Annotated in this window: 21 protein-coding genes; 3 read left to right on the plus strand and 18 right to left on the minus strand. The window is 65.8% G+C overall.

Annotated features, from left to right (window positions below; translation table 11 throughout):
• Positions 1–18: 18 nt before the first annotated feature.
• The 8 genes from ACSQ3M_RS15495 to ACSQ3M_RS15530 form a co-directional block, all read right to left on the minus strand.
• Positions 19–1,251 carry a phenylacetate--CoA ligase family protein gene (locus tag ACSQ3M_RS15495; RefSeq protein ID WP_436150978.1) on the minus strand — a complete coding sequence of 411 codons (1,233 nt, stop codon included), beginning with the start codon at positions 1,249–1,251 and terminating at the stop codon, positions 19–21.
• Positions 1,252–1,272: 21 nt separating this feature from the next.
• The gene (locus tag ACSQ3M_RS15500) at positions 1,273–1,950 is read right to left on the minus strand and encodes a zinc metallopeptidase (RefSeq protein ID WP_436150979.1); all 678 of its coding nucleotides are present in this window, start codon (positions 1,948–1,950) and stop codon (positions 1,273–1,275) included.
• A 32-nt stretch (positions 1,951–1,982) separates the two neighbouring features.
• Entirely contained in the window at positions 1,983–2,831 is an 849-nt protein-coding gene (locus tag ACSQ3M_RS15505; protein ID WP_436150980.1) for an ABC transporter ATP-binding protein, read from the minus strand.
• A gap of 158 nt (positions 2,832–2,989) precedes the next feature.
• Positions 2,990–4,321 carry an ABC transporter substrate-binding protein gene (locus tag ACSQ3M_RS15510; protein ID WP_436150981.1) on the minus strand — a complete coding sequence of 444 codons (1,332 nt, stop codon included), beginning with the start codon at positions 4,319–4,321 and terminating at the stop codon, positions 2,990–2,992.
• 105 nt (positions 4,322–4,426) lie between these two features.
• Positions 4,427–5,506, minus strand: a complete 1,080-nt coding sequence (locus ACSQ3M_RS15515) for a branched-chain amino acid ABC transporter permease (protein WP_436150982.1) — start codon at positions 5,504–5,506, stop codon at positions 4,427–4,429.
• Between the two features lie 11 nt (positions 5,507–5,517).
• Entirely contained in the window at positions 5,518–6,432 is a 915-nt protein-coding gene (locus tag ACSQ3M_RS15520; protein WP_436151529.1) for a branched-chain amino acid ABC transporter permease, read from the minus strand.
• A gap of 190 nt (positions 6,433–6,622) precedes the next feature.
• Positions 6,623–7,438: an ABC transporter ATP-binding protein gene (locus tag ACSQ3M_RS15525; RefSeq protein ID WP_436150983.1), complete on the minus strand. Its 816-nt coding sequence runs from the start codon at positions 7,436–7,438 to the stop codon at positions 6,623–6,625.
• Positions 7,435–9,423: an AMP-dependent synthetase/ligase gene (locus tag ACSQ3M_RS15530; protein ID WP_436151530.1), complete on the minus strand. Its 1,989-nt coding sequence runs from the start codon at positions 9,421–9,423 to the stop codon at positions 7,435–7,437. The genes ACSQ3M_RS15525 and ACSQ3M_RS15530 overlap by 4 nt, the downstream gene beginning before the upstream one ends.
• 291 nt (positions 9,424–9,714) lie before the next feature.
• Here ACSQ3M_RS15530 and ACSQ3M_RS15535 point away from each other — a divergent pair, with 291 nt between their 5' ends.
• Positions 9,715–10,056, plus strand: a complete 342-nt coding sequence (locus tag ACSQ3M_RS15535) for a hypothetical protein (protein WP_436150984.1) — start codon at positions 9,715–9,717, stop codon at positions 10,054–10,056.
• Positions 10,057–10,277: 221 nt separating this feature from the next.
• Here ACSQ3M_RS15535 and ACSQ3M_RS15540 read toward each other — a convergent pair whose 3' ends face one another.
• The 5 genes from ACSQ3M_RS15540 to ACSQ3M_RS15560 all read right to left on the minus strand — a co-directional run bounded on the left by ACSQ3M_RS15540 (position 10,278) and on the right by ACSQ3M_RS15560 (position 18,951).
• On the minus strand, positions 10,278–10,817 hold the full coding sequence (locus ACSQ3M_RS15540; protein WP_436150985.1) for an N-acetyltransferase family protein: 540 nt from the start codon (positions 10,815–10,817) through the stop codon (positions 10,278–10,280).
• A 15-nt stretch (positions 10,818–10,832) separates the two neighbouring features.
• Entirely contained in the window at positions 10,833–13,202 is a 2,370-nt protein-coding gene (locus ACSQ3M_RS15545; RefSeq protein ID WP_436150986.1) for an Orn/Lys/Arg decarboxylase N-terminal domain-containing protein, read from the minus strand.
• Positions 13,203–13,951: 749 nt separating this feature from the next.
• Entirely contained in the window at positions 13,952–14,626 is a 675-nt protein-coding gene (locus tag ACSQ3M_RS15550) for a Crp/Fnr family transcriptional regulator (RefSeq protein WP_284167182.1), read from the minus strand.
• Positions 14,627–14,726: 100 nt separating this feature from the next.
• On the minus strand, positions 14,727–15,320 hold the full coding sequence (locus tag ACSQ3M_RS15555) for a LysE family translocator (protein ID WP_436150987.1): 594 nt from the start codon (positions 15,318–15,320) through the stop codon (positions 14,727–14,729).
• A 79-nt stretch (positions 15,321–15,399) separates the two neighbouring features.
• Positions 15,400–18,951: an indolepyruvate ferredoxin oxidoreductase family protein gene (locus ACSQ3M_RS15560; RefSeq protein ID WP_436150988.1), complete on the minus strand. Its 3,552-nt coding sequence runs from the start codon at positions 18,949–18,951 to the stop codon at positions 15,400–15,402.
• A gap of 277 nt (positions 18,952–19,228) precedes the next feature.
• On the opposite strand from ACSQ3M_RS15560, the gene ACSQ3M_RS15565 reads away from it, so the two are divergent.
• Together ACSQ3M_RS15565 and ACSQ3M_RS15570 are read left to right on the plus strand one after the other, a co-directional pair.
• Positions 19,229–19,879: a DUF1007 family protein gene (locus ACSQ3M_RS15565; RefSeq protein ID WP_436150989.1), complete on the plus strand. Its 651-nt coding sequence runs from the start codon at positions 19,229–19,231 to the stop codon at positions 19,877–19,879.
• Positions 19,870–20,886, plus strand: a complete 1,017-nt coding sequence (locus ACSQ3M_RS15570; protein WP_436150990.1) for a nickel/cobalt transporter — start codon at positions 19,870–19,872, stop codon at positions 20,884–20,886. The genes ACSQ3M_RS15565 and ACSQ3M_RS15570 overlap by 10 nt, the downstream gene beginning before the upstream one ends.
• 121 nt (positions 20,887–21,007) lie before the next feature.
• Here ACSQ3M_RS15570 and ACSQ3M_RS15575 read toward each other — a convergent pair whose 3' ends face one another.
• From ACSQ3M_RS15575 to ACSQ3M_RS15595, 5 genes are all read right to left on the minus strand, one after another.
• Entirely contained in the window at positions 21,008–21,940 is a 933-nt protein-coding gene (locus ACSQ3M_RS15575; protein ID WP_436150991.1) for a DUF6454 family protein, read from the minus strand.
• 78 nt (positions 21,941–22,018) lie between these two features.
• Positions 22,019–22,402, minus strand: coding sequence for a nitrile hydratase accessory protein (locus tag ACSQ3M_RS15580; RefSeq protein WP_436150992.1), 384 nt, complete (start codon positions 22,400–22,402; stop codon positions 22,019–22,021).
• Positions 22,389–23,048 (minus strand): nitrile hydratase subunit beta, encoded by a 660-nt coding sequence (nthB, locus tag ACSQ3M_RS15585; protein ID WP_436150993.1) that lies wholly within the window; start codon positions 23,046–23,048, stop codon positions 22,389–22,391. Before nthB ends, ACSQ3M_RS15580 begins: the two co-directional genes overlap by 14 nt.
• The gene (gene nthA / locus ACSQ3M_RS15590; RefSeq protein WP_436150994.1) at positions 23,045–23,677 is read right to left on the minus strand and encodes a nitrile hydratase subunit alpha; all 633 of its coding nucleotides are present in this window, start codon (positions 23,675–23,677) and stop codon (positions 23,045–23,047) included. The genes nthB and nthA overlap by 4 nt, the downstream gene beginning before the upstream one ends.
• Before the next feature lie 13 nt (positions 23,678–23,690).
• Positions 23,691–24,887: an amidase gene (locus tag ACSQ3M_RS15595; RefSeq protein ID WP_436150995.1), complete on the minus strand. Its 1,197-nt coding sequence runs from the start codon at positions 24,885–24,887 to the stop codon at positions 23,691–23,693.
• Between the last annotated feature and the right edge of the window lie 25 nt (positions 24,888–24,912).

Consider the following 24,912-nt stretch of genomic DNA (forward strand, 5'->3'; position numbering starts at 1 on the left):
CCTTCCGGCTATGACGCGTTACCCCACCGGCCGCTCGTCGGCGATGACCTTGCCGTCGTTCGGCAGGGCGCCGAGCGGCAGCACCTCGACCGCGCCTTTCAGCTTGGTGACCTGCTGCAGGGTCGAGGACACCGCGTCGACGAAGCCGTTCGGTTCGGCATAGATCTCGGCCTTGAGCGTCATGGTGTCGAGCTCGTTGGCGCGGCCGATGACGAGGCGCAGTTTGGCGATCTCGCTGTGGCGGCGGGCGATCTCGGCGACCTGCTCGGGCCGCACGAACATGCCCTTGATCTTTGCCGTCTGGTCGGCGCGGCCGAGCCAGCCCTTGATCCTCGCATTGGTCCGCCCGGAGGCACTGACCCCCGGCAGGATCGCGGTCAGGTCACCGACGGCGAGGCGGATCTGCGGGTGGTGTGGGTCGAGATTGGTGACGACAATCTCGCCGACTTCGCCCTCGGTAACGGGATCACCGGTGCCGGGACGGACGATCTCGACGATCAGGTTCTCGTTGAGGACCATGCCGTCGCGGGCGCTGGTCTCATAGGCGATCAGGCCGATATCGGCGGTGGCGTAGAGCTGGTAGGCGTCGATGCCACGCCCCTGTACCCAGGCCTGAAGCGAAGGCGGGAAGGCGGCGCCCGAGACGATGGCGCGCTTCAGGCAGGAGGTATCGACGCCGCGGCTGTCGGCCGCCTCGATCAGCAGCTTGAGGAAATCCGGCGTGCCAGTATAGGCGCTCGGTCGATAGGCGCCGATCACCTCCATCTGCTGCTCTGTGTTGCCGGGGCCGGCCGGGATGACGGCGCAGCCGATGGCCCGCGCGGCCGAATCCATGATGAAACCGCCCGGCGTCAGATGGTAGCCGAAGGTGTTGAGCACGACGTCGCCCTTGCGGAAACCGGCGGCGTAAAGGCCGCGCGCCGTGCCCCAGGGGTCGCTGCCGGTGCCTTCCGGTTCGAAGATCGGGCCGGGCGAGGTGAAGAGCCGGCCGAAGGAGCCCAGCGGCGTATTGGCGAGACCGCCGAAAGGTGGGCTTTCCCTGTGCAGCGCCGGGAGGTCGGCCTTGCGCAGCACCGGGAGCTTGGCGAGTGCGGCGCGATCGGTGATCTCGGCCGGATCGACACCTTTCAGGTGCGCGGCATAGCCCGGCGTCCCCAACGCGGCGGCGAGGACGGCCGGCAGCCTGGCGAAGAGGTCTGCCTCGCGCTGCGCAGGCGACCGGGTCTCGAGATCATCGTAGTGCTGGTTCATCGCTCGTGCCCCGGTGCGAACCTATCGGCGCAGAATGCGCAGGAAATTGAGCAGCCCCATCAGCGACGCGGCGACATAGGTCATCGCCGCGGCCCGCAGCACGCCGCGCGCAGCGGGCATGTCGTCAGGGTGCAGGTAGTTCTCATGCTGCAGGATCGGCAGCGCCTTACCGAAGCTGGCGTCGAACTCGACCGGCAGCGTGACGAGATGGACGACGAGGCCGATGCCGAGCAAAGCGAGCGCGGCGCCGAACTGGAACAGGCCGACAGCCGGCACGCGGGTCAGGATCATCACCACCGGAGCGGTGATCAGGATCACCATCGCGACCTTGTCGACCATGCCAAGGAAGCGAGCCAATCCGGTGCGGATGCTGAAGAGCCGGCTGCCCTGCGCATGCTGGACGGCGTGGGCGACCTCATGGGCGGCGACGGCGACGGCGGTGATCGAGCGGCCGTCATGATTCCTCGGCGACAGCCGCACAGTGCGCGCGTCGGGATCATAGTGGTCGCCACCAGCGGCGGTGGTCTCGACGGCGACCGAGGCCAGGCCGAAACGATCGAGCAGATGGCGCGCGAGCTCGCCCCCGGTGCCGGGCAGATCGGGCCTGTCTGCGGCGTGCCTGTCCATTTCGTAGCGGACCCAGAATTGCGGACCGAAGATCAGGGCGGCGAGGAGGAGGGCGATGACGAGGTAGAGCATGAGCCTGAAATGCCGCGCCGAAGCGGGCCGGACTATGACAGCCAGCGCTTGCGACGCTTGTAGCTCTTGACCTCGCGGAAGGATTTCTTGTTGCCCTCGGCGACGCCGAGATAGAATTCCTTCACGTCTTCGTTCTCGCGCAGCATCTGGGCCTGCCCGTCCATGACGACGCGGCCGGTCTCCATGATGTAGCCATAGGTCGCGTAGCGCAGGGCCATGTTGGTGTTTTGCTCGGCGACGAGGAAGGAGACGCCCTCCTCGGCGTTGAGGCGGCGGACGATCTCGAAGATCTCCTCGACGATCTGCGGCGCCAGCCCCATGGAGGGCTCGTCGAGCAGGATCATCTTGGGCTTCGACATCATGGCGCGGCCGACCGCGCACATCTGCTGCTCGCCGCCGGAGGTGTAGCCGGCCTGCGAGTTGCGGCGCTGCTTCAGGCGCGGGAAGAGCTCGTAGATCTTCTCGAGGTCGCGCTTGATCGCGGCGTTGCCGTCGCGGCGCGTGAAGGCGCCGGTCAGCAAATTCTCCTCGATCGAGAGATGGCCGAAGCAATGCCGGCCCTCCATCACCTGGATGCAGCCGCGCCGGACGAGTTCGCTCGGCGACATCTTGTCGACGCGCTCGCCGTCGAAGACGATCGAGCCCTTGGTGACCTCGCCGCGCTCGGCCTTGAGCAAATTGGAGATCGCCTTCAGCGTCGTGGTCTTGCCGGCGCCATTGGCACCAAGGATCGCGACGATGCCCTTGCGCGGAACGGTCAGCGAGACGCCCTTCAGCACCAGGATGACGTGATCGTAGATCACCTCGATGTTGTTGAGCGACAGGATGGTGTCCGTTGCAGCGGCGGCTGCCGGGGGCTTTTCGAGGGTGGCGGTCGACATCTTGCGCTCCTTCCTTCTCCCCTCGAGGGAGAAGGTGGCCCGGCGTCAGCCGGGTCGGATGAGGGAAGGACGGATGAGAGCGAGTGACTTCCCTCATCCGTCAGCGCTGCGCGCTGCCACCTTCTCCCCCGGAGGGGAGAAGGAAGCGCGCTGTCAGATCAGGACGACTTCTCGCAGGACTCGGTCCGCTTCGGCCAATTGCCGGCCTTCTCGGCATAGTCCTTGGCGTTGGCCTCGATCAGCGGCCGGACTTCGTCCTTCAACGGCTCCATCCAGTCCGAGCCCTTGGTCCACTTGGTGCCGTCCCATTCGGCGACATAGGCCTTGTGGTGGCCGTTATGATCGCCGCAGGCGACCTTGATGGCGCCGGCGAAGCCTTCCATCCCGATCTCCTTGAGCCGGGCCTCGCTGATGTTGAGCGATTCCAGCCCGCGCCGCACGTCCTCGGCGGTGACGACCTTCTTGCCGGTGAGCTTCTGGGCGTTGCGGATCGCCTCGGCGATCAGCATCGAGTTGTAGACGCCGCGATTGTAGAGGTTCTCGCCGACCTTCTCCTTCGGCGCCAGGCTCTTACCCTTCTCCACGACGTGCTTGACGATGTCCTGGATGACCGGGAAATTGGTGCCGGCCGCGTTGAAGTTCAGCGACTTGTAGCCCTTGGCCTCGGCCCCACCGGCGCGCGCATCGTCATCACCGCCCGCCCACCAGACGCCGACCAGCTTGCCGATCGGGAAGTTGTTCTTGATGGCTTCCTTGACCGCGGTCGGGTTCATCGCGCCCCAGCCCTGGTTGTAGAGATAGTCCGGGCGGTCGCGGCGGATCGAGAGCCAGAGCGAGCCCTGGTTCTGCATGTCGGCGGCGGCGACCGGGTAGAGCTTGAGTTCAAAGCCGTATTTCTTGGCGAGGTTCTCGAGCACCGGGATCGGCTCCTTGCCGAAGGGCGCGTCGAGATGGATCAGGCCGAGCTTCTTGCCCTTGAGCTTGTCCATGCCGCCGAGCTCGTTCGCCATGTGGCGGACCATGATCGAGGCGCCGTCCCAATAGGTCAGCGGCGGGTTGAAGACCCAGGGGAAGGTGTTGCCGTCGGCCGAGGCCGAGAGGCCATAGGCCATCGACAGGATCGGGATCTTGTCGATATGGGCGCGCGGGATGGCGGCCAGCGTCGCGCCGGTCGACCAGGGCGAATAGATCACGGTGTTCTTCGACTTGGCCTGCTCGTAGCACTCGATCGACTTCTTGGTGTCGTAACCGGTCTCGCATTCCTCGAAGTTGATCTTGACGCCGCCGATGCCGCCATCGCGCTCGTTCAGCATCGTGAAATAGTCACGCATGCCGTCGCCGATCGGAATGCCAGAGCCCGAGAACGGGCCGGTGCGATAGGCGTTGTTGGCGACGTAGATGCTGTCTTGCGCATTAGCCGGCGCTGCGATCGCGCCGGCGGCAAGGAGCGCGCCGAGGGCGACGCTCCTGATGATGCTGCTCTTCTTCATTGCTTCCTCCGTTGGTTTCAGTCGGATGCGGCCGGGCCGCCCCGTCTTGCTGCCTGCGGCTTCAAGGTTTGCCGCAGGTCGTTTCCTTTGGACCTCCTCCCCGGCTCAGTAGGGGAAAGGCCACGTCCGCAATTTCTGCTTTCCGATCTGCCAGAGCCGCGCCAGCCCGTGCGGCTCGACGATCAGGAAGAAGATGATCAAGGCGCCGACCAGCATGAAGGTGACATGTTCGGCGGTGGCGCCGGTGAGCGGCACGCCCAGCGCCGGCAGGCCGAACTTCAGGATCGTCGGCAGGCTGGCGATAAAGGCCGCGCCGAAGAAGGAGCCGATCAGGGAGCCAAGGCCGCCGATGATCACCATGAACAGGATGTTGAAGGAGAGGCGGATGGTGAAGACGTCATTGGCTTCGCCGCCGCCATACCAGAGGAAGATCATCATCGCCCCGGCGACGCCGGCGAAATAGGACGAGACGGCGAAGGCGGTGAGCTTGGCGTTGAGCAGCTTGATACCCATCAGCTCGGCGGCGATGTCCATGTCGCGCACCGCCATCCAGGAGCGGCCGAGCTTGCCGTGCACGAGGTTCGAGGCGAACCAGGTCAGCACCACGACGAGGCCGAGGCAGACGAAATAGCGCGTCTCGGGCGTCGCGGAGGCGCCAGTGATGGGCAGGCCGAACAGCGTGCGCTGCGGCACCTCGATCGCGCCCGAGGCATTGTAGTTGAACAGCCAGGGCACCCGCACGAAGGCCCATTGCAGGAAGAACTGCGCCGCGAGCGTCGCGACGGCGAGATAGAAGCCCTTGATCCGCAGCGAGGGCAGGCCGAAGAGCACGCCGATCGCGGCCGAGAACAGGCCCGACACCAGGATCAGGACGATGACGTTCACGCCCGGGAAGAAGGTGGTCAGCTTGTAGCAGGAATAGGCGCCGACGCCCATGAAGGCGGCGGTGCCGAGCGAGATCAGCCCGGTATAGCCGGTCAGGATGTTGAGCCCGATCGCCGCCAGCGAGAAAATCAGGAACGGGATCATCACCGAGGCGATGAAGAAGTCGTTGCCGATCAGCGGGATGCCGACGAGAGCGATGCCTAAGATGACGGCGATGCCGATCCGGTCCTGCCGAAGCGGGAACACGGCCATGTCGGCGGCGTAGTTGGTCTTGTATTGGCCGGCTTCGCGGTAAAACACGGGTCAGCCTCTCAGATGCGTTCGATGATTTTGTCGCCGAACAGGCCCTGCGGCCGGAACAGCAGGAAGCCCAGCGCGATGAAATAGGCGAGCCAGCTCTCGATGCCGCCGCCGATCAGCGGACCCCAGTAGAACTCGCCGAGCTTCTCGCCGATACCGATGATCAGCCCGCCGACGATGGCGCCGGGGATCGAGGTGAAGCCGCCGAGGATCAGCACGGGAAGCGCCTTCAGCGCCACGATCTCGAGCGCGAAGGAAACGTCCGAGCGCGCGCCCCACATGATGCCGGTGATCAGCGCGACGATGCCGGCGGTGAACCAGACGATCACCCAGATCTGGTTGAGCGAGATGCCGACCGAAAGCGCTGCCTTATGGCTGTCGGCCACCGCCCGCAGGGCGCGGCCGATGCGCGTGTACTGGAAAAACAGCGCCAGCGCCGCGATCATCAGCGACGCGATGATGGCAGCGGCGATGTCGATCTTCTGCAGCGAGACGATGCCGCCGAGGATCTTCAGGTCGATCGCGCCCTTGGGCAAATAGAGCTGATCGGCGATCATCTGCTTTGGGCTGCCGCCGAAGAGGGATTCGCCGAAACCGATCAGGAAATAGGTGATCCCAAAGGTCGCCATGAACAGGATGATGTCGGGCTGGTTGACCAGCGGGCGCAGCACCACGCGCTCGATCGTCACGGCGAGGGCGAACATCACACCGAGCGTCAGGATGACGGCGAGGAAGGCCGGCACGCCCTTCTCGTAGAGGCCGACCAGGGTCAGCGCGGCGAACACCACCATGATGCCCTGGGCGAAGTTGAAGACGCCAGAGGCCTTGAAAATCAGCACGAAGCCGAGCGCGATCAGGGCATAGAGCACGCCCGAGACCAGCCCCTCCCAGATGGTCTGGGCGAGCAGATCAGGCGCCTGCGCCATCTGATTGAAGGGATCGACGAAGATGGCGTGGATCGTGCCGGTGGGGTCGATACGGGCGCCGACGATCGCGGCGACGACGAGGCCGATCGCGATCAGGCCTGACTTGATCCAGCCATTGGCAAGGAGATTGGGCGCAGGCTGCGCGGCGACGTCGCTCATGCGCTTTGATCCTTGATTGCAGCGGCGGCCATCAGTGCGCAACTCCGAGATAGGCGTCGATCACGCGCTGGTCGGCCTTGACCTCACCCGGCGTGCCGTCGGCGATCTTGCGGCCGTATTCGAGCACGACGACGCGGTCGGAGAGGTCCATGACCACGCCCATATCGTGCTCGATCAAAGCGATGGTGGTGCCGAACTGGTTGTTCACGTCGAGGATGAAGCGGCACATGTCCTCCTTCTCCTCGAGGTTCATGCCGGCCATCGGCTCGTCGAGCAGCAGGAGCTCGGGTTCCATGGCGAGCGCCCGGCCGAGCTCGACGCGCTTTTGCAGGCCATAGGGCAATTTGCCGACCGGCAGCTTGCGGATGTGCTGGATCTGCAGGAAGTCGATGATGTCCTCGACGACCTTGCGATGCTCGATCTCCTCGGTCATCGCCGGACCGTGCCGCAGCGCCTGCCAGAAGAAGCCTTTGCGCATCTTCAGCGTGCGGCCGGTCATGATGTTGTCGAGCGTCGACATGCCCTTGAACAAAGCGACGTTCTGGAAGGTGCGGGCAATGCCGGCGGCGGCGGCCCGGTGCGGCCGCATCCTGTCGCGGCGAACGCCCTTATAGGTGATCTGGCCTTCCTGGGGTTGGTAGAAGCCGTTGATGCAGTTGAGCATCGAGGTCTTGCCGGCGCCGTTGGGGCCGATGATGGCGCGGACCTCGCCCTTGCGGATGTCGAAGGAGACATCGCTGATCGCCTTCACGCCGCCAAAGCGCAGCGAGACGTTCTCGACCGAGAGCAGCACCTCGCCCTTATGCGTGACCGGCGCGCCGGCGACAGCCATGGTATGCGCGTTCATGCCGCCTCCTTCGTCGCCGGGGCGATTGCCGGGGCCGTGACCGGATAGACCTTGCAGTCGACGACCTTGACCGTCGCCGAGATCACGCCCTTGCGGCCGTCCTCGAAGGTGACTTCCGTCGAGATGTCGGCCTCGGTCGCGCCGTTGTAGAGCGCCTCGACCAGCGGAGCGTAGCGCTCGGCGATGAAGCCGCGGCGGACTTTCTGGGTCCGGGTGAGCTCGCCGTCGTCGGCATCGAGTTCCTTGTGCAGGATCAGGAAGCGCTTGATCTGGGCGCCGCCCATCATCGGCTCGGCCGCGAGCGAGCGGTTCACCTCGTCGACGTGCTTGGCCATCATCTCATAGACCTGCGGATGGCCGGCGAGCTCCTGATAGGAGGCGTAGACGACATTGTTGCGCTCGGCCCAGTTGCCGACGGCGGTCAGGTCGATGTTGAGCGCGGCGGTCGCGTAGTCGCGGCCCTGGCCGAAGGCGACGACCTCCTTGATATTCGGATAGAACTTGAGCTTGTTCTCGATGTATTTCGGCGGGAACAGCTCGCCGGAGTTGAGCTTGCCGACATCCTTGGCGCGGTCGATGATCTTGAGGTGGCCGCTCTCATCAAAGAAGCCGGCGTCGCCGGAGCGGACGAAGCCGTCAGGCGTCATCGTCTCGGCGGTCTTCTCGTCGTCCTTGTAGTAGCCGCGGAAGATCGAGGGCGAGCGATAGAGCACCTCGCCATTGTCGGCGATCCTGATCTCGACCTGCGGCGCCGGCTTGCCGACGGTGTCGGCCTTGATCTCGCCGTCCGGCTGCATGGTGATGTAGACGCCGGCCTCGGTCTGTCCGTAGAGCTGCTTCAGGTTGACGCCGATCGAGCGGTAGAAGCGGAAGAGCTCGGGGCCGATCGCTTCGCCGGCGGTGTAGCCGACCTTGATGTTGGTCAGGCCGAAGCGATTGCGCAGGGGCGCATAGATCAGAATGTCGCCGAGCTTGTAGAGCAGGCGGGCGGAAAGCGGCACGGGCTCGCGGTTCAGGATCTTCTCGCCATGCTCCTTCGCGACGCCGAGGAAGTAATGGAAGACCTTCCGCATCAGCGGACCGGCATCCTCCATGCGCACCATGGTGAGCGTCAGCATGGTCTCGAAGACGCGCGGCGGCGCGAAGGCATAGGTCGTGCCGATCTCGCGGCGGTCGTCGACGACGGTCTCGGGACCTTCCGGGCAATTGACGCAGAAGCCGGCGATGATCGCCTGCGCATAGGAGAAGACGTGGTCGCCGACCCAGGCGATCGGCAGATAGGCGATGATCTCGTCGTTCTCGTTCAGCCCGTCGAAGCCGCAGCCGATCTCGGCGGCAGTGATGACGTTGTAATGGGTGAGCATCACGCCCTTGGGGCGCCCGGTCGTGCCGGAGGTGTAGAGGATGATGGCGAGATCAGCGCTCGCGCCCTGCTCCATCTCGCGGTCATGCGCGGCTGAAACTGCGGCGCCCTTGAGCGCGCTGCGCCCGGTCTCGATCACATCGCCGATGTCGTGCAGCTTGGCGTGGTCGTAGTCGCGCAGGCCGCGCGGCTCGTCATAGAGCATGTGGCGCAAGGCCGGCAGGCGCTCGATGACGGAGAGCACCTTGTCGACCTGCTCCTGATCCTGCACGCAGGCGAAGACCGCGCCGGCATGGTCGAGCACATAGGCCATCTCGTCGGCGACGCTGTCGGCATAGACCGGCACGGGTATCGCGCCGAGCCATTGCGCCGCGGCCATCGACCAATAGAGGCGTGGGCGGTTGTAGCCGATGATCGCGACCTTCTCGCCGCGCTTCAGGCCGAGCTGCTCAAGACCCCTGGCATAGGCGCGGATCTGCTCGGCGACCTCGGCCCAGGTCCAGGACTGCCAGATGCCGAGATCCTTGTGACGGAAGGCCGTGCGTGCGCCGCGCTCCCGCGCATTGCGCAGCACGAGCTTGGGAAAGGTATCCGCCTGGCCGGCGGCTGCGCTTGCCACGATCGTCGTCTCCACCCTGTCGCCCCGTCTGCTGCGGGTTTGTCCGGACGCTAGGCCCTTATGCGATCATGCAAGCTTTGCAGGAGCGTCAGCACTGTGCAAGGAGCCACTTGACAGACAAGTCGATATTTGGTGGCTATCGTCCCGCCGAGGTTTGACTTGGCCCCTTGGCTTGCTCTTCGCCGGGCAAATTCCCCGACATCGCAGTGATCGCAGGCGCCCGGTTTTACGGGACTGGCGCAGCGCCTTGCATCCGCCTCGTTCAGGCCGGAAGCTCGCAGTGGGGGCTGGCCGATGCGCGCTTCTGCCTGGATCACGATTGCGATCATGCTCGCCGCATATGCGACGCCGACGCATGCGCATCAGGCGCGCAGCGGCTGGGACTATCCGTTCGAATGCTGCTCGGAGGCCGATTGCGCGCGGATCGACGCCGGCACCGTCCGTGAGGTCCGATCTGGCTTTGTCGTCACGATCGCGCCCGGCCGCCATCCGATGTGGCCGACGGAGCGCCGCGAGCCGCTGGTGCTCGACATCCCCCATCAAAAGGCCCGCCAGTCGCCGGATGGGTTCTGGCATTTGTGCATCAACGATGCGGGGGAGCTGCTGTGCTTTTATGCTCCGGGTGGGGACTCGTAGTGCTGACGTTGGTTGAGGGCGGGAAGCCGACATTCCGCCGCCCGGCCCTGCGGGGCATATTCTGGGCCAAAGCCCGCGCTTGGCAGGACATTAATCATCACCCGACATCTAGAGCATTTTCGAGCGAAGTGGGCACCGGGTCGCGTGAAGAAAATGCGACAAAACAAATAGTTAGAGCGTTTCCGCGATTCGGAGAAACGCGAAAACGCTCTAGACATAGCCTACAGGATCGGCTGCGTGGCGCCCGCCCCGAGCGATCTTTGCACCATGACGCTGTCGGACCATTTGCCGTAGCGATAGGCGACACCCGGCAGCAGCCCCACCCGGGCGAAGCCGAAGCGCTCGTGCAAGGCCAGCGAAGCGCCGTTCTCCGCGTCGATATAGCCGATCATCTGGCGAAAGCCCGCGGCGGCGCAGGCGTCGATCAGCGCCTGCATCAGAAGCCGTCCGATACCGCGGCCGAGATGCTCGTGGTGGACGTAGATCGAGTGCTTCACCGTGAAGCGATAGGCCGGCCGCTTGCGGAAAAGCACGACATAGGCATAGCCGACGACCTCGCCGCCGCGGGTCGCCACCAGATGCGGCAGCTTGCGGTTGCGCAGGTTCTTGCGTCGGTCGCGTAGATCGTCGGGCTGCGGCGTTCCGGTGTCCTCGACGCCGGCCTCGATGCCGCGCTGGATATGCCGGCGATAGATCGCCAGCATGGGCTCGACATCGGTATCGCGCGAGGGGCGGATGATGATGGGTGCGTCGGTCTCCATGCGTCGCCGTGGCCCTCAGCCCTGCGTCGGCTCGTTGGCGACATAGGTGTGGAGCCGCACCTGCCCGGCGGAATCGGTTTCGCGATAGACGCCCTGAATCTCGACCTCGAAGCCGGGGAAGGCATTGAAGCAGGCCTCGAACATCTTCAAGTAGTCGAGCATCGGCTGGGCGCGCTCGGTCAGTCGCTCGCCAGGCACGATGGTGGCGATGCCGGGCGGATAGACGACGAAGGGCGTCGTCGCGATCCGCCCGGCGATGGCATCGATCGGCAGGTAGTCGACATCGTTGCGTACCAGGCAACGCGCCGCATCATGCGGTGACATCGCCATCTCCGGCAGATGCTCGGGCGAGAACTGCCGGTTCTGCAACCCACTGACATCGTGGTCGCGGAAAAAGCGGTGCATCTCACCACACAGGTCGCGCAGCCGCACGCCGCCATAGCGCCCCGGGCGGCGCCGATAGAATTCGGGGATCGCCTCTTCCAGCAGGGCGTTGTCGTCATGCAGCTTCTTGAAGGCGACGAGCCCGCTGATCAGCGTGCCGGCCTTGCTGGCCTCGACACCCGGCGTCAGCAAAAACAGCAGCGAGTTCAGATCGTTCTTCTCGGCGACGATCCGGTTCTCGCGCAGGAACTGCGCGACGACCGGAGCCGGGATGCCGTGTTCTGCATAGGCGCCGGTCTCGCGATCGAAGCCCGGCGTGAGCAAGGTCAGCTTGTTGGGGTCGGTCATGGCGAAGCCCGGCTCCATCCGCGTGAAGCCGTGCCAGCCTGCATCGGGCGCGAGCTGCCAATAGGTGGGATTGCTGGCGAGCTGGTCGGTCGCGACCATTTCCCAGGCGACATCGTGGACTGCGCCCTCGCGCGCGGCGTCAGGGATGCTGACCCGGTCCGGCACGAAGGGCTCGAAGAACCAGCGCCGCTCCGGCCGGGTCTCCTTCTCCTCGAATTCGCGGCGCACGGCCCGGATCTTCTTGCGCAGTTCGATGCCGAGCCGGATGGTGTCGTCCCAGAGCACTTCGCCGGAACGGCCCTTCATCATCTGCGCGCCGACGTCGAGCGAGGCGAACAGCGGATAGAAGGGCGAGGTCGAGGCGTATTGCATGAAGCTCTCGTTGAAGCGCCGGTGCTCGACCCGCCGCTTCTGGCCCCTGATGTGCCTGTCCTTGATATGGATCTGCGAGGCCTGGCTGAAGCTTGCGAGCTGCTTGTGGGTCGATTGCGTCGCGATGATCCCCGGCGAATCCGGCCCCAGCCCGGTAAGTCCCATGGCGAAGCGCCCGGCATAGAGCGGGTGGAACTTCATGAAGCCGGCCCAGGCCTCGTCGAAGAGGATGTATTCGCAGAGATGGCCGATCTTATCGAGGATCATCTGGGCGCTATGGATCGTGCCGTCATAGGTGCACTGCTCGACCACGGCGACGCGGAACGGGCGCGGCTTCTTCCAGGCCCCTGGATCCTTGACCAGCGGGTTGGTGCGGATGCGCTCGCGCAGCGCCTCCTCGTCGAAACTCTCCCAGCGCATCGGGCCGATCAGCCCCCAGGCGTTGCGTGCCGTCGGGATATAGACCGGGATGCCGCCGGCGATCAGCAGCGCGCCGTGATGCGCGGCCTTGTGGTTGTTGCGGTCGAACAGGACGAGGTCACCATCGGTGACCAGCGCAGCGAGCGCGACCTTGTTCGAGGTCGAGGTGCCGTTCAGGACGAAATAGGTCTTCTCGGCCCCGAAGATCTGCGCCGCTTCCTTCTGCGCCTTCAGGGCCGGGCCCTCATGGGTGAGCAGATCGCCGAGATCGAGCACCGAATTGTCGAGGTCATCGCGGAACACCGCCTCGCCGAGATGCTCCATGAAGACGCGGCCGATCGGGCTGCGGCTGTAGAACACGCCGCCGTTGTGGCCGGGGCAGGTCCAGAGATGATTGCCTTCCTCGGCATAGTCGACGAGCGCGCCGAAAAACGGCGTCTTGAGCGTCTCGGCATATTGCTTCAGGCGGCTGATCAGGCTCTTGGCGATGAAGGGCGGCGTCTCCTCCGAAAGGAAGATGTAGCCGTCGATGAAGTCGAGCACCTCGACCGGGACGTCCTCGAAGCGCTTGCGGCGGATCAGCAGGATGATCGGGAAGTCGAGGCCGCGCCGGCGCATCAGGTTGATCAGCGCAGCCGTCTTGCCTTCCAGTCCCTTCTTGCCCCAGTCGACCACCATGCAGCCGATGGCGGCATCGGTCTGGACCGCGATCTCGGCATCCTCGAGCTTGCGGGCCTTCACCACCTCGAAGCCAGATCGTTCGATCTCCTCGACGATCTGATTGAAGCGGATTCCTTCAAGGTCCTCGGCATCGAAGTTCGGGGTCGCGAACAGGAAGGTGAAGCGTCTGAAATAGTCCATGCCGGCTCCGCTGGCGTGAACTCGCAACATTGGGTGAGTCTTGCGACAATCCGGCGACCATGGAGCCAGCTGAAGAGCCAGGCGAGGTTGCGGGCGATGTGGCCGACCGAGCGCCGCCAGCCGGCCGTGCTCGATATCCCCTATCAGAAGGCCCGCCTCTCGCCGGACGGGTTCTTCCACCTGTGCATAAACGATGCGGGCGAACTGCTCTGCTTTTTCTTGTCAGGCGGGGGTTCGTAGCGAGTTTGGCGGAATAGTATGATGCGAAGCTGTTACCGCCCCCGGGGCGGCTGGCTTTTCAAGGAATGGCTATATCCGCCATGCATGGATTGTCGGCATTTGGCTCAGCGAGTAGCTCGCAGTTTGGCTTGGAGCGTTTATTGGGAGGAGATTTCAGCAATGAGTTTCGCGGTGCCTATAAAGAATTCCACCCTTCGCGTAACATATGAATTTGGCTTAATGGCCGAGCGCAATGGGTGGTTTATGGAGATTTCGGTAAACGACAAATTCTTTATGATAATCGAGAAAGATGATATTCAAGAATTTGTCATCGATTTCGCGCCTCATGTAAAGGATAGATATGAGGAGCGCATTTCGGTGGATGATCTGTCCGATATTGTATCGAGTTCGATACAATGCTATTTATCTCATAATGTATCCCATTTTGATTATGAGTTGCTAAAACTTCAGTAGTGTCGAGCGGGGGGGCGGCGTGGTCTTTGCCAGCGACCCCGCGCCTATCGGCCTAGCTACCCCTCGTACCGCGCCAGCCGTTCCAGATCCAAGATCGTCACCTCGTTGTGGCCGACCTCGACGAGGCCGAGCTCGGCGAGCTTGGCGAGGCTCTGATTGGCCATCTGCCGGGAGATGCCGGCGAGCAGGCCGAGCTCCTCCTGCGAGATCGTCAGCGTCCGGTCCTTGTTCGGATAGAGGATCGGGTTGAACAGCCAGGCGAGGTTGCGGGCGAGGCGCCCGGTGGCCCCTAACATGCGGTCGTATTCGGCGAGGCCGATGAACTGGGCCAGGCGCTCGTTGAACTGGTGGACCAGGAAGCGGTTGAAGGCGGCCGAGTGCTCGAACAGCCAGAAGAAGGTCTGGCGCCGCATCAGCGCGACCTTGCTCTCGCGCAGCGCGACGAGGTCGTAGCGCCGCGGCTCGTTCTTGATGATCGTGCCCTCGCCGAACCAGGCACCGCCGCGCAGGCCCGCGAGCGTCGCCGATTTGCCGCTGCGCGAGGTCGTGCTCATCTTGAGCAGGCCGTCGGCGACGCCGGTCCAGGATTCGAGCCGGTCGCCGACATGGCAGACATGGGCGCCCTTGCCATAGGCCTTGATGCTGGTGCCGCGCCGCGCCTCCTCGAACTCCTCCGGCGTCAGGTCGTTCGACCAGGCGGCGATGCGGCGCAGCTCGTCCTCGGAAATCAAAGCTCGCCGGCCCCTCGATCGTCCGCACGGATGGACGCGCACTATGGGCCGGCAATGGCAGCGAACTCAACCGCGCCTTATGGCGAGGGAAGGAGCGGCATCACCATCTGATCGCGGCGGCGAGCGAGGCGATCAGCAGCGCCGCGAAGACCAGGTTGACGATGCGGTTGCTCCGGGGATCGCGGAACAGGCCGGTCAGGCCGGAGCCGGCCAGCAGCCAGGCGATGTTGACGGCGGCGATCACGAGCAGGAGCACGCCGATCTTGAGGATCGCATCGAGCGCCGGTTGTTGCGGCAGCAGCGCGAAGCCGGAGAACAGCGCGGCCATCGCCGCATAGCCCTTGGGATTGACCAGCGAGAGCGCGAAGCCGGCAGCGAAGGACGGTGCAGCTGCATCGCTGTTCGCCTCGGCGAGCGGCGCCGCCGTCGCGATACGGAAGGCGAGATAGAGGAAATAGAGCGCCGCCAGAATCGTGACGATCGGTGCCAGGCCCGGCAGCGCCAGGATGACGGCGACGACGCCGCTTGCCGTCAAGGCCATCACCGCGAGCATGCCGAGCGTGATGCCGGCGCCATAGCCGAGGCCGCTGCGGATGCCGAAGGCGGCGCCCGTTGCGGTCAGGCTCAGGGTCGCCGGGCCGGGGCTGCCGGTGAGAGCGATGCCGGCGAGCAGAAATCCGGCCAGTCCGTCCATGATCCGTCTCCGCACATCGCTTTGCAGCGAGCGCGAAGAAAAGCGGGGGAATCGCCGCAGGTCTTGAACGTTCGTGCGGCTACTCCGCGGCCTTCGGCATCGCCAACGCCTCTGCCGAGCCGTCGCGCAGGCGCTTCAGTAGCTCGGCTTCTTCGGCCCTGGCGGCTTGAAGGTGGCGCTCCTTGACGTGGCCGAAGCCGCGGATCTTCTCGGGGATCGCGGCGAGGGCGACGCAGAGTGCGTGGTTCTGCGGCGTCAGCTTATCCAGGATCTCGGCGACCAGCGCCTCGTAATCGGCGATCAGCCGGCGCTCGGTCCTGCGCTCCTCGCTGTAGCCGAAGATGTCGAAGACGCCGCCGCGCAGGCCCTTCAGCTTCGCGAGCAGGCCGAAAGCGCCCATCATCCATGGGCCGAAGCTCATCTTGCGCGGCAGGCCGGTATTGGGATCGCGCTTCGCCAGCAATGGCGGGGCGAGGTGGAATTCGAGGCGTACGGGCTCGCCCGAGGCGCTGTCCTTTTCGAAGGTCGCGGCGAGCTGCTTGCGGAAGGCGCCGTCGCTGTAGAGCCGGGCGACCTCGTATTCGTCCTTGTAGGCCATCAGCTTGAAGAGATAGCGCGCGACGGTCTCAGCGAGCGCGCTCTGGTCGGGGAGGACGCCCGCTTCTTTCGCGCGGACCTTTTCGACGAGACCGCGATAGCGCGCCGCATAGGCGGCGTTCTGGTAGCCGGCGAGGAAGTCGACGCGGCGGGCGATGATCTCGTCGAGGCTCTGCGAGATCTGGCGGGCGTCCGTCGGCGCCTTGGCCTCGGCGAGGGTGGCGGCGAGCGCTTCGGGATCATGCGCGGCGCGGCGTCCAAGCTCGAAGGCCTGCTTGTTCATTGGCACGGCTTCGCCGTTGAGCTCGATCGCCCGCAGCAGCGACGCCCGCGAGAGCGGCACTGCGCCGAACTGCCAAGCGTAGCCGAGCATGAACATGTTGGCGGCGATGGCATTGCCGAGGAAGGTGGTTGCTGCCGCGGTCGCATCGACGAGATGAGTGTTGTCGCGCCCGGCGGCGGAGAGGATCGCGCGCTTCAGCCGTTCGGTCGGCAGCGAGAAATCGGCGTTGCGGGTGAAATCGCCGGGCATCGACTCGGCGGTGTTGACGACGACGGCCGAGCCCGGGCGGATCGCGCCCAGCACCTTCTTCGAGCCGGTGACGGTGAGGTCGCAGCCGAGCACGAGATCGGCCTGGCCGGCGGCGACGCGGATGGCGTGGATCTCGTCGGGCGTCGGCGCGAGGCGGACATGGCTGAAGACCGCGCCGCCCTTCTGGGCGAGGCCGGCCATGTCGATCATGCCGCAGCCCTTGCCTTCGAGATGCGCGGCCATGCCGAGGATCGCGCCGATGGTGACGACGCCGGTGCCGCCGACGCCGGTGACGACGACAGCGAAGTTGCGGTCGAGCGCCGGCACCTTGGGCTCGGGCAGTTCGCCGGCGCCGAGGGCCGAGGCATCCATTGTGCGCGGCTCTGCCTTCTTCGGCCGCGCACCATGCACGGTGACGAAGGAGGGGCAGAAGCCCTTCACGCAGGAAAAGTCCTTGTTGCAGTTCGACTGATCGATCTGGCGCTTGCGGCCGAACTCGGTCTCGAGCGGCTGGACCGAGACGCAGTTCGACTTGACGCCGCAATCACCGCAGCCCTCGCAGACCAGCTCGTTGACGATGATGCGCTTGTCCGGATCGGGATAGGCGCCGCGCTTGCGCCGGCGGCGCTTCTCGGTGGCGCAGGTCTGGTCGTAGAGCAGCAGCGAGACGCCGGAGACGGTGGCAAGCTCGCGCTGGACGGCGTCGAGATCGTCGCGATGATGCAGGGTCGTAGCTGGCGGCCAGAGCGTGCCTGCCGGATATTTATCGGGATCGTCTGAGACCACTGCGATGCGGGTCACGCCCTCGGCCGCGACCTGGCGCGCCATCTGGTCGGGCGAAAGGTGCCCCTCCGCCTGCTGGCCGCCGGTCATCGCGACGGCGTCATTGTAGAGCAGCTTGTAGGTGATGTTGACGCCCGACGCGACGGCCCAGCGGATCGCGAGCGAGCCGGAGTGGGTGTAGGTGCCGTCGCCGAGGTTCTGGAAGACGTGCTGCCTAGTCGAGAATGGGGCTTCGCCGACCCAGTTGGCGCCTTCGCCGCCCATCTGGGTGAAGCCCGTGGTGTCGCGGTCCATCCACTGCACCATGTAGTGGCAGCCGATGCCGGCATAGGCGCGCGAGCCCTCGGGCACGACAGTTGAGGAATTATGCGGGCAGCCCGAGCAGAAATAGGGCGTGCGCTTGGCGACTTCGATCGCCTCGGCGAGCCGGCCCTGCGCCGCGGCGATCTCCTCGAGGCGCGCGCGCAAAGCAGGGTCGTCCCGATACTGGAGCAGCCGGGCGCCGAGCGCGATGGCGATGTCGTTCGGATCGAGCGCGCCATGGACCGGGAAGAGCCACTCGCCCTTTTCGTCCTTCTTGCCGATCACCATCGGCTGGTGGGCGGTCCCGTAGAGCTCCTCGCGCAGCTGGACCTCGATCAGCGAGCGCTTCTCCTCGACCACCATCACGAGGTCGAGTCCGGCGGCGAAGTCCTTCAGCTCCTGCGGATCGAGCGGCCATGGGCAGGCGATCTTGAACAGGCGGATGCCGAGATCGTTGGCGCGGACCTCGTCGAGGCCGAGTTCCTCCAGCGCCTGGCGCACGTCGAGATAGGATTTGCCGACGGTGATGATGCCGATGCGCGGCGTCTGCCCGCCCGAGAGGATGGTCTGGTTGAGCTTGTTGGCTCGGAGATAAGCCAGGATCGCGGCGCGCTTGTAGAGATGCAGGCGCTTTTCCTGATCGAGAAAGTCGAGCTCGCGGCGGATGCTGAGGCCGCCCGGCGGCATGACGAAATCATCGGGGATCGCGATGCTGACGCGGGCGACCGAGCCATCGACCGAGGCAGTCGATTCGATGTTGTCCTTGACGCATTTGAGCCCGACCCAGACGCCGGCGAAGCGCGAGAGCGCAAAGCCGTGCAGCGAATAGTCCATGATCTCCTGGACGCCGGCCGGGTTGAGGATCGGCATCATCCGGTCGACCAGGACGAACTCGGTCTGGTGGGCGTTGGTCGAGCTCTCGGCGGTGTGGTCGTCGCCGAGCAGGCAGAGCACGCCGCCATGGCGCGAGGTGCCGGCCATGTTGCCATGACGGAAGACGTCGCCGGTGCGGTCGACGCCCGGGCCCTTGCCGTACCAGAGCGCGAAAACGCCATCATACTTGCCCTCGCCGGAGAGCTCGGCCTGCTGCGTGCCCCAGATCGCGGTGGCGGCGAGGTCCTCGTTGAGCCCAGGCTGGAAGACGATGTTGGCGGGCTTGAGCTGCTTGCCGGCGCGGGCGAGCTGCTGGTCGAGCCCGCCGAGCGGCGAGCCGCGATAGCCGGAGACGAAGCCGGCGGTGTTGAGGCCGGCGCGGCGGTCGCGCTCATGCTGGACCAGCAGCATGCGGGCGATAGCCTGCGTGCCGGTGAGGAAGATCTGTTGCTTGGTGAGGTCATATTTGTCGTCGAGCGCAACCGATCTCAGGCCGGCTTCGCCGGTTGCGGCGCTCTGCGAAGTCTGCTGCGTACCGGCCATGGCCGACCTCCCGACGATCGCATATCCATCGACTATGGGACCGGTACGGCCGGCCTCCAATCTGATATTATGTCAACAAGGCTGACATAACTGACGTGATATCGTCAAATCACTCTGGGCTAATTCCAGACTGGTCGATAGCGCGGCGCCGCGATTTGGCCGCCTTTGCGGGCGATGCCGGCAGGAGTTCCAGCACGAGATTGCAGGGTAGTCGCGGCGGGCGCGTTTTTGTATGAAGGCCCGGCCGGATTCGCCGCAGATTCGAGGAAATTGCCGCGTGCCGCGATACTCGACGATTCTCACCCTGTTCGCCGCCGCATTCGCCTGGCTCGGCCTCGCATTGCCGGCGCTGGCGCATCCGCACGTCTTCGTGACGTCGCGCACCGAAATCCTCTACGGCGCCGACGGCGCGGTGAAGGCGCTGCGGCATCGCTGGAGCTTCGACGAGGCCTATTCGGCCTATATGGTCCAGGGCCTCGACAAGAACGGCGACGGCAAGCTGACCTCCGACGAGCTCGCCGAGCTTGCCAAGGTCAACATGGAATCGCTGCCGGATGTCGGCTTCTTCACCATCGCCAAGGCGAACGGCAAGCCGCAGGAATTCGGCACGCCGAGCGAGGCGTCGCTGTCCTACGAGAACAAGACCCTGACGCTGACCTATACGCTGCCGCTCAAGAGCCCGGCCACGGCCAACCGCTCCTTCGGCATCGAGATCGGCGACCCCACTTATTTCGTCGCCTTCGAGATCGGCGAAGAGGCCGATGCGGTGGCGGCGCGCGATGCTCCGAAGGGCTGCATCGTCCGGATCATGCGCCCGCCCAAGCTCGATTCGGCGACGCAGCAGCGGCTGGCGCAGGAGGACATTACCGCGACGCCGGATATGAGCGCCTATCAGGTGACGACCCGGGCGCTGGTGGCATGTCCCTGAGCGCTCCCGCCGCGCTGAGCTTGTCCGCCTGGCCGCGACGGCTGCTCGTCGCGCTGCTGGCGCTGGCCCTGGTCGCTGGCGTGCTCGGGGCTGTCGCCTGGCTCCTCAGCCTCTATATGCCCCCGCCGCCCCCGTCGCCACGTAATCCGTTCGGCACGGCGCTGCCGCGTGAGGCGCTGCCGGCGACGACCGGGATCGGCGCGGTCATTCTCGCCTGGCAGTCGAGCTTCTATCGCGAATTGACCGCGACGCTGAAGGCGATCGCGCAATCGCCGGCGGCGTTGCCCGGCCTGCTCGGGCTCGCCTTCGCCTATGGCGTCTTCCACGCCGCCGGCCCCGGCCACGGCAAGGCGGTGATCTCGGGCTATATCGTCGCCGACAACCGCAGCCTGAAGCGCGGGCTGGCGCTCTCCTTCGCGGCGGCGATCGTGCAGGCGCTGGTGGCGATCGGGCTGGTCGGCACGCTGACGCTGGCGCTCAACGCAACGGCGAAGACCATGGCCTCGACGACCTTCGTGATCGAGCAAGGCAGTTTCGCGCTGGTGGCGCTGGTCGGGCTCTACGTGCTCTGGCGCAAGGCCGGCAGCCTTGTCACACTCGGCGGCGGCGCGGCGCACGACCCTGCCGCCTGCGACCATGTCCACATGCCGGGGGCGGACGAGGTTTCGCGTTTGCGCTCGTTCCGCGAGATGGCCGGGGTCGTGCTGGCGGCGGGCCTGCGCCCTTGTGCGGGAGCGCTGATCATCCTCGTCTTCGCCAATGCGCAGGGCCTGCTCTGGGCCGGCATCGCCGCGACCTTCGCCATGGCGCTCGGCACGGCGCTGACCACTGGGGCGCTGGCGGCGCTGGCGGTGTTCTTCAAGTTCGCGGCGCTGCGCTTCGCCGGCGGCGGTTCATTGAAAGGAGCCCGGATCATCGCCGGGCTCGAAGTGCTGGCGGCCGCCTTCGTCGCGGTGCTGGGCGGGGCGCTGTTCTTCGGCCTGTGGATCGGCGGGCAGGGGAGCTAGTCGTACCGTCATGCTCGCCCTTGTGGCGAGCATCCACGCCTTGAACAGCACACTTCATGGAGGAAGACGTGGATGGTCGGGACAAGCCCGACCATGACGGGAAGGCGGTTGCGAGCCAACCCTACTTCGCCGCGGCCTCGTAGACGAACAGCGTCGATTTATCGTCGTCCGGCATGAAATAGGCGCGCACGCCTTCGCCCGATGGTTCGACCCAGAACGGGTTCTGCGTCATCGGCAGGCCTGAGGGCGACCAGAGCTCGACCGGCATCTGGAAGACCGGGCGATTGTCCTTGAGGTCGACGATCTCGAAGCCACCGAGCCGGAAGAGCGGGCCGTCCTTGGTCGCCCGGTAATTGTTGAGCCCGGAGCAGAGCATCCGGCTCATGCCGATGAAGTGGCAGTCCTGATAGTCGATGTAGAGCGCCGGGTTGGCGACGCGCAGCGTCTCGGGGGCAGCGGTGGCGTTGGTGATCTTGCCGTCGGCGCCGAGCGGCCAAGCGTAGAAGCGGCGCGAGCCCCAGCTGACGCCGTGCAGCGACTTGCCGTCGGTGTTGTGGACGATGCCGCCGACATGGTCCTTGAAGCGGAAGACCTCGGTCGCCTTCAGCGTCGCGGGATCGACCTTGTAGACGATCGACTGGCTGTTCGGGCGATATTCGGCGACCGGGACCCAGAGGTCCTTGCCGTCGAAGTCGATGCCGCCGGGATGATAGATCGAGCCCTCGCCGAGCGTGACACTGGCCAGGAGCTTGCCCTGCGCATCGACCTTGAAGAGATGGCCCACGCCCTCGCCGGTGTCGCGGTCATAGCCATCTTGAGGCGCAGGGTAGCGTGTCGTCGGCTTCCTGATCTCGACCGAGGAGATGAAGAAGGCGTCGCCGATCTTGACCATCCCCTGCGGATGGTGGGTCGGGAACTGCAGCTCAAGCGCGGCAACCTGCGTCCACGGCGTGGCGCGCGTCAGCTTCGGGATCAGCGTGTTGAGCGCGGGGTCGGCGGCCTGTGCCGTCGTCGCCAGTGCCGTGGCGGCGAGCGCCATCAATACGGTCCTCATCGCGATCCTCCTTCAGCAGCCCAGTCACCGGGCGTTGCCGGGATACTCGCGCTTCGTGACGGAGATGCAAAGCCTGGATCAGCGCAGCGGATCGTTCTCCAGCAGGATCGGCTTGCCGTGCGGCGTCGCCTCGGCCGCTCGCTCCCAGGCGGCGGCGCGGGCGTCGACGCCGTCATGGGAGGCGAGGCCCTTTTCGATCAGCAGGTGCTCCAGCGCCTCGCACCAGCGCTCGTAATAATCCGAGCCGTCGCGGCAGCCGCCATTGGCCAGGGCTTCGCGGATCTCGGCGCCGAGCGCCTGGGCCCATTCATCCGCGCTGAAGACGCCGCGGTTCTGCAGGGCGACGACGAGGGCGAAGGCCTGCGCCTGCCAGGGCTCGGCGAAGACCGGACCTTCGGCGTCGCGCGGGATCGGCGTGCCGGCGGCGAGCGCGTCGGCGAGCGCGGCGTCAGGCCGGCTCAAGATAGCTCTCCCAGGCCTCGATGCTGACGCTCGAGGTCGGATCGGCATCGCGACCCCAGAGCTCCGGCCCGGTGAAGACGACGGTGTAGAGCCATTGCGCCGTCTCGGGTGCGCCATGGGCGCCGGTGTCGGGGAAGACATGGCAGCCGGTAACCAGCTCGACGACGCCCTGCTTGCCGCGGGCATAGCGCGGCAGGCGGGTATGATGCTGCGGGTGCATCACGATGGTGCGGACCTTGTCGCCGACCTTGAAGCGGGCCGGTGCAGGTGCCTCGCGCTCATAGGGGAAGCCGCGACGCAGCACGGTCGGGACGTCCTCGCCCTTCAGAACGCGCTTGGGCTCCCGGCGCGCGCTGCCGGCGATACCCGATGCCAACTCGTCCTTGCTCAGGAAGCCCTGCTCGACCAGCACCTTGTCGAGCGCCGCCAGCCAGATCTGGTAATAGCTCGACGACAGGTACTGTGCCGGCGGCAGGCTCTCGCGGGCATGGCGGATGCCGTCGATCGTCCAGGCGCCCATCGCACCGGCAGCGACATTGATCGCCAGAACCTTCTTCTCCCAATCGGCATGGAAGATCGGCTCGTCCCTCTCCGGAACGACCGGGCCGAAGCCCATCTGGCCGCCGAGATCATGGGCGCTGTTCATGGCCGATCCTCTGGGGTGGGCAGGCCGACGCCGATCATGGAGTCTCGGCTGACGATCGCTGCCAGCTCGTCCTCGCTCCAGCCTTCCGTGCCCTCTGGGCGCATGGGTACGACGATGAAGCGGGTCTCGGCGGTCGAATCCCAGACGCGGATGCGCTGGCCTTCGGGCAAGGTCACGCCGAAATCGGCGAGCGTGCCGCGCGGATCGATCACCGCCTTGGAGCGATAGGGCGGCGACTTGTACCAGACCGGCGGCAGGCCGAGCACCGGCCACGGATAGCAAGAGCACAGGGTGCAGACGATGAGGTTGTGCTCTTCCGGCGTATTGAAGCAGGCGACGATGTGCTCGCCGCCGCGCCCGCCATAGCCGAGCTCTGCGACGGCGGCGGTGCCGTCCGCCTTTAGCCGCTGCGCATAGGCCGGATCGCTCCAGGCCTTGGCAACGACGCGGGCACCGTTGCGCGGGCCGATCTTGGTCTCGTAGGTGTCGATGATCGCGTCGAGCGCGCTGGGGTCGACATAGCCCTTCTCGACCATCAGCGATTCCAGCGCCTTCACCCGCGCTTCGATCGGAGTGAAATGGTTGTCGTGCTCGTGGTCATGATGGTGGTGATGGTCGTGGCCGCTCATCGCATCCTCCCTGTCATGCCAGTCTGATCCGCGCCGCCCGCTCGAATTTCACCGCGAAGGCTGCGAGCGACTTGTCCGAACCCTTCGGTCCGATCACCGAGAGCCCGAGCGGGGCATCGTCGCGATGGGCGACGGGAATCGAAATCTGCGGGAAGCCGGAGAGCCCCGCAAGGCAGAGCAGGCGCAGGGCACGGTTGCGGAAATCCTCGAGCTCGGGCTCGCCGGCGCCGATCAGCGGCGCGACATCGGGCACCGTCGGCAACATCAGCACGCCATCCTTGCCGAGGAGGCGCGCCAGCTTCGAGCGGAACGTCTTGCGCACGCTCTCGCCACGGGCGAATTCGGCATCGCTGACGGCCTTGCCGAAAGCGAAGCGCTCGGCGACACCGGGGCCGAGTGGCGGCGCATGGCGTTCGATCATCGCGCCATCCGAAGCCCAGGCCTCGCGGCCCTGGATCCAGCGGAAGGCCCAGTAGAGCGCGTCCATGTCGCTGACGGCACGCACCGTCTCGGGCTGGCCGAGGATCGGCACGATGCGCTGCACGACATTGCGCAGGATGCGCTCGGCCTCAGGTACGGCCTGGGCGAAGAGGTCGTCGGCGAGCAGAAGGCGCGGCGTCTCCGGCAGCGTCAGCCGGTCCTTGCCGAGCACCGCATTGGCAGCGCGGGCGAAGACCTCGCCATCCCGCGCGAAGAAGCCGGCGGTGTCGAGGCTCTCGGCCAGCGGCCAGGCGCGCTTCAGCGACAGCCTTCCATGGGTCGGGCGGATACCGAACAGGCCGCCATAGCTCGCCGGTGCCCGGACCGAGCCGCCGGTGTCGGAGCCGAGCGCGATGTCGGCCAGTCGGCCGGCGACCGCCGCCATCGAGCCCGAGGACGAGCCGCCGGTGATGCGGTCAGGAGCGGCCGGGTTTACGGGTGAGCCGAAATGGGCGTTCTTGCCATTGAGCGAGAAGGCGAGCTCGTCGGTATGGGTCTTGCCGACAAAGCGGGCGCCGGCCTCCAGGAACGCCTTCACGATCGGCGCCGTCTTGGTCTTGGTCCCCGACAGCGCCAGCACAGTCGGCGATCCAGCGCCGGTCGGATAGCCCTTGACGTCGAAGAGGTCCTTGACCGCGAGGGTCAGCCCGGAGAGCGGGCCGGAGGAGGCATGCTTCACCGGGGCTTCGGGATAAGGCACGAAGCAGCGGAACGGGTCGTTCTCGATCATGGTGTTCTCAGATTCCCCCAGATCC

The sequence above is a fragment of the Allobosea sp. LjRoot90 genome, assembly GCF_964254315.1.
In the GTDB taxonomy this organism is placed as follows: Bacteria; Pseudomonadota; Alphaproteobacteria; order Rhizobiales; family Beijerinckiaceae; genus Allobosea.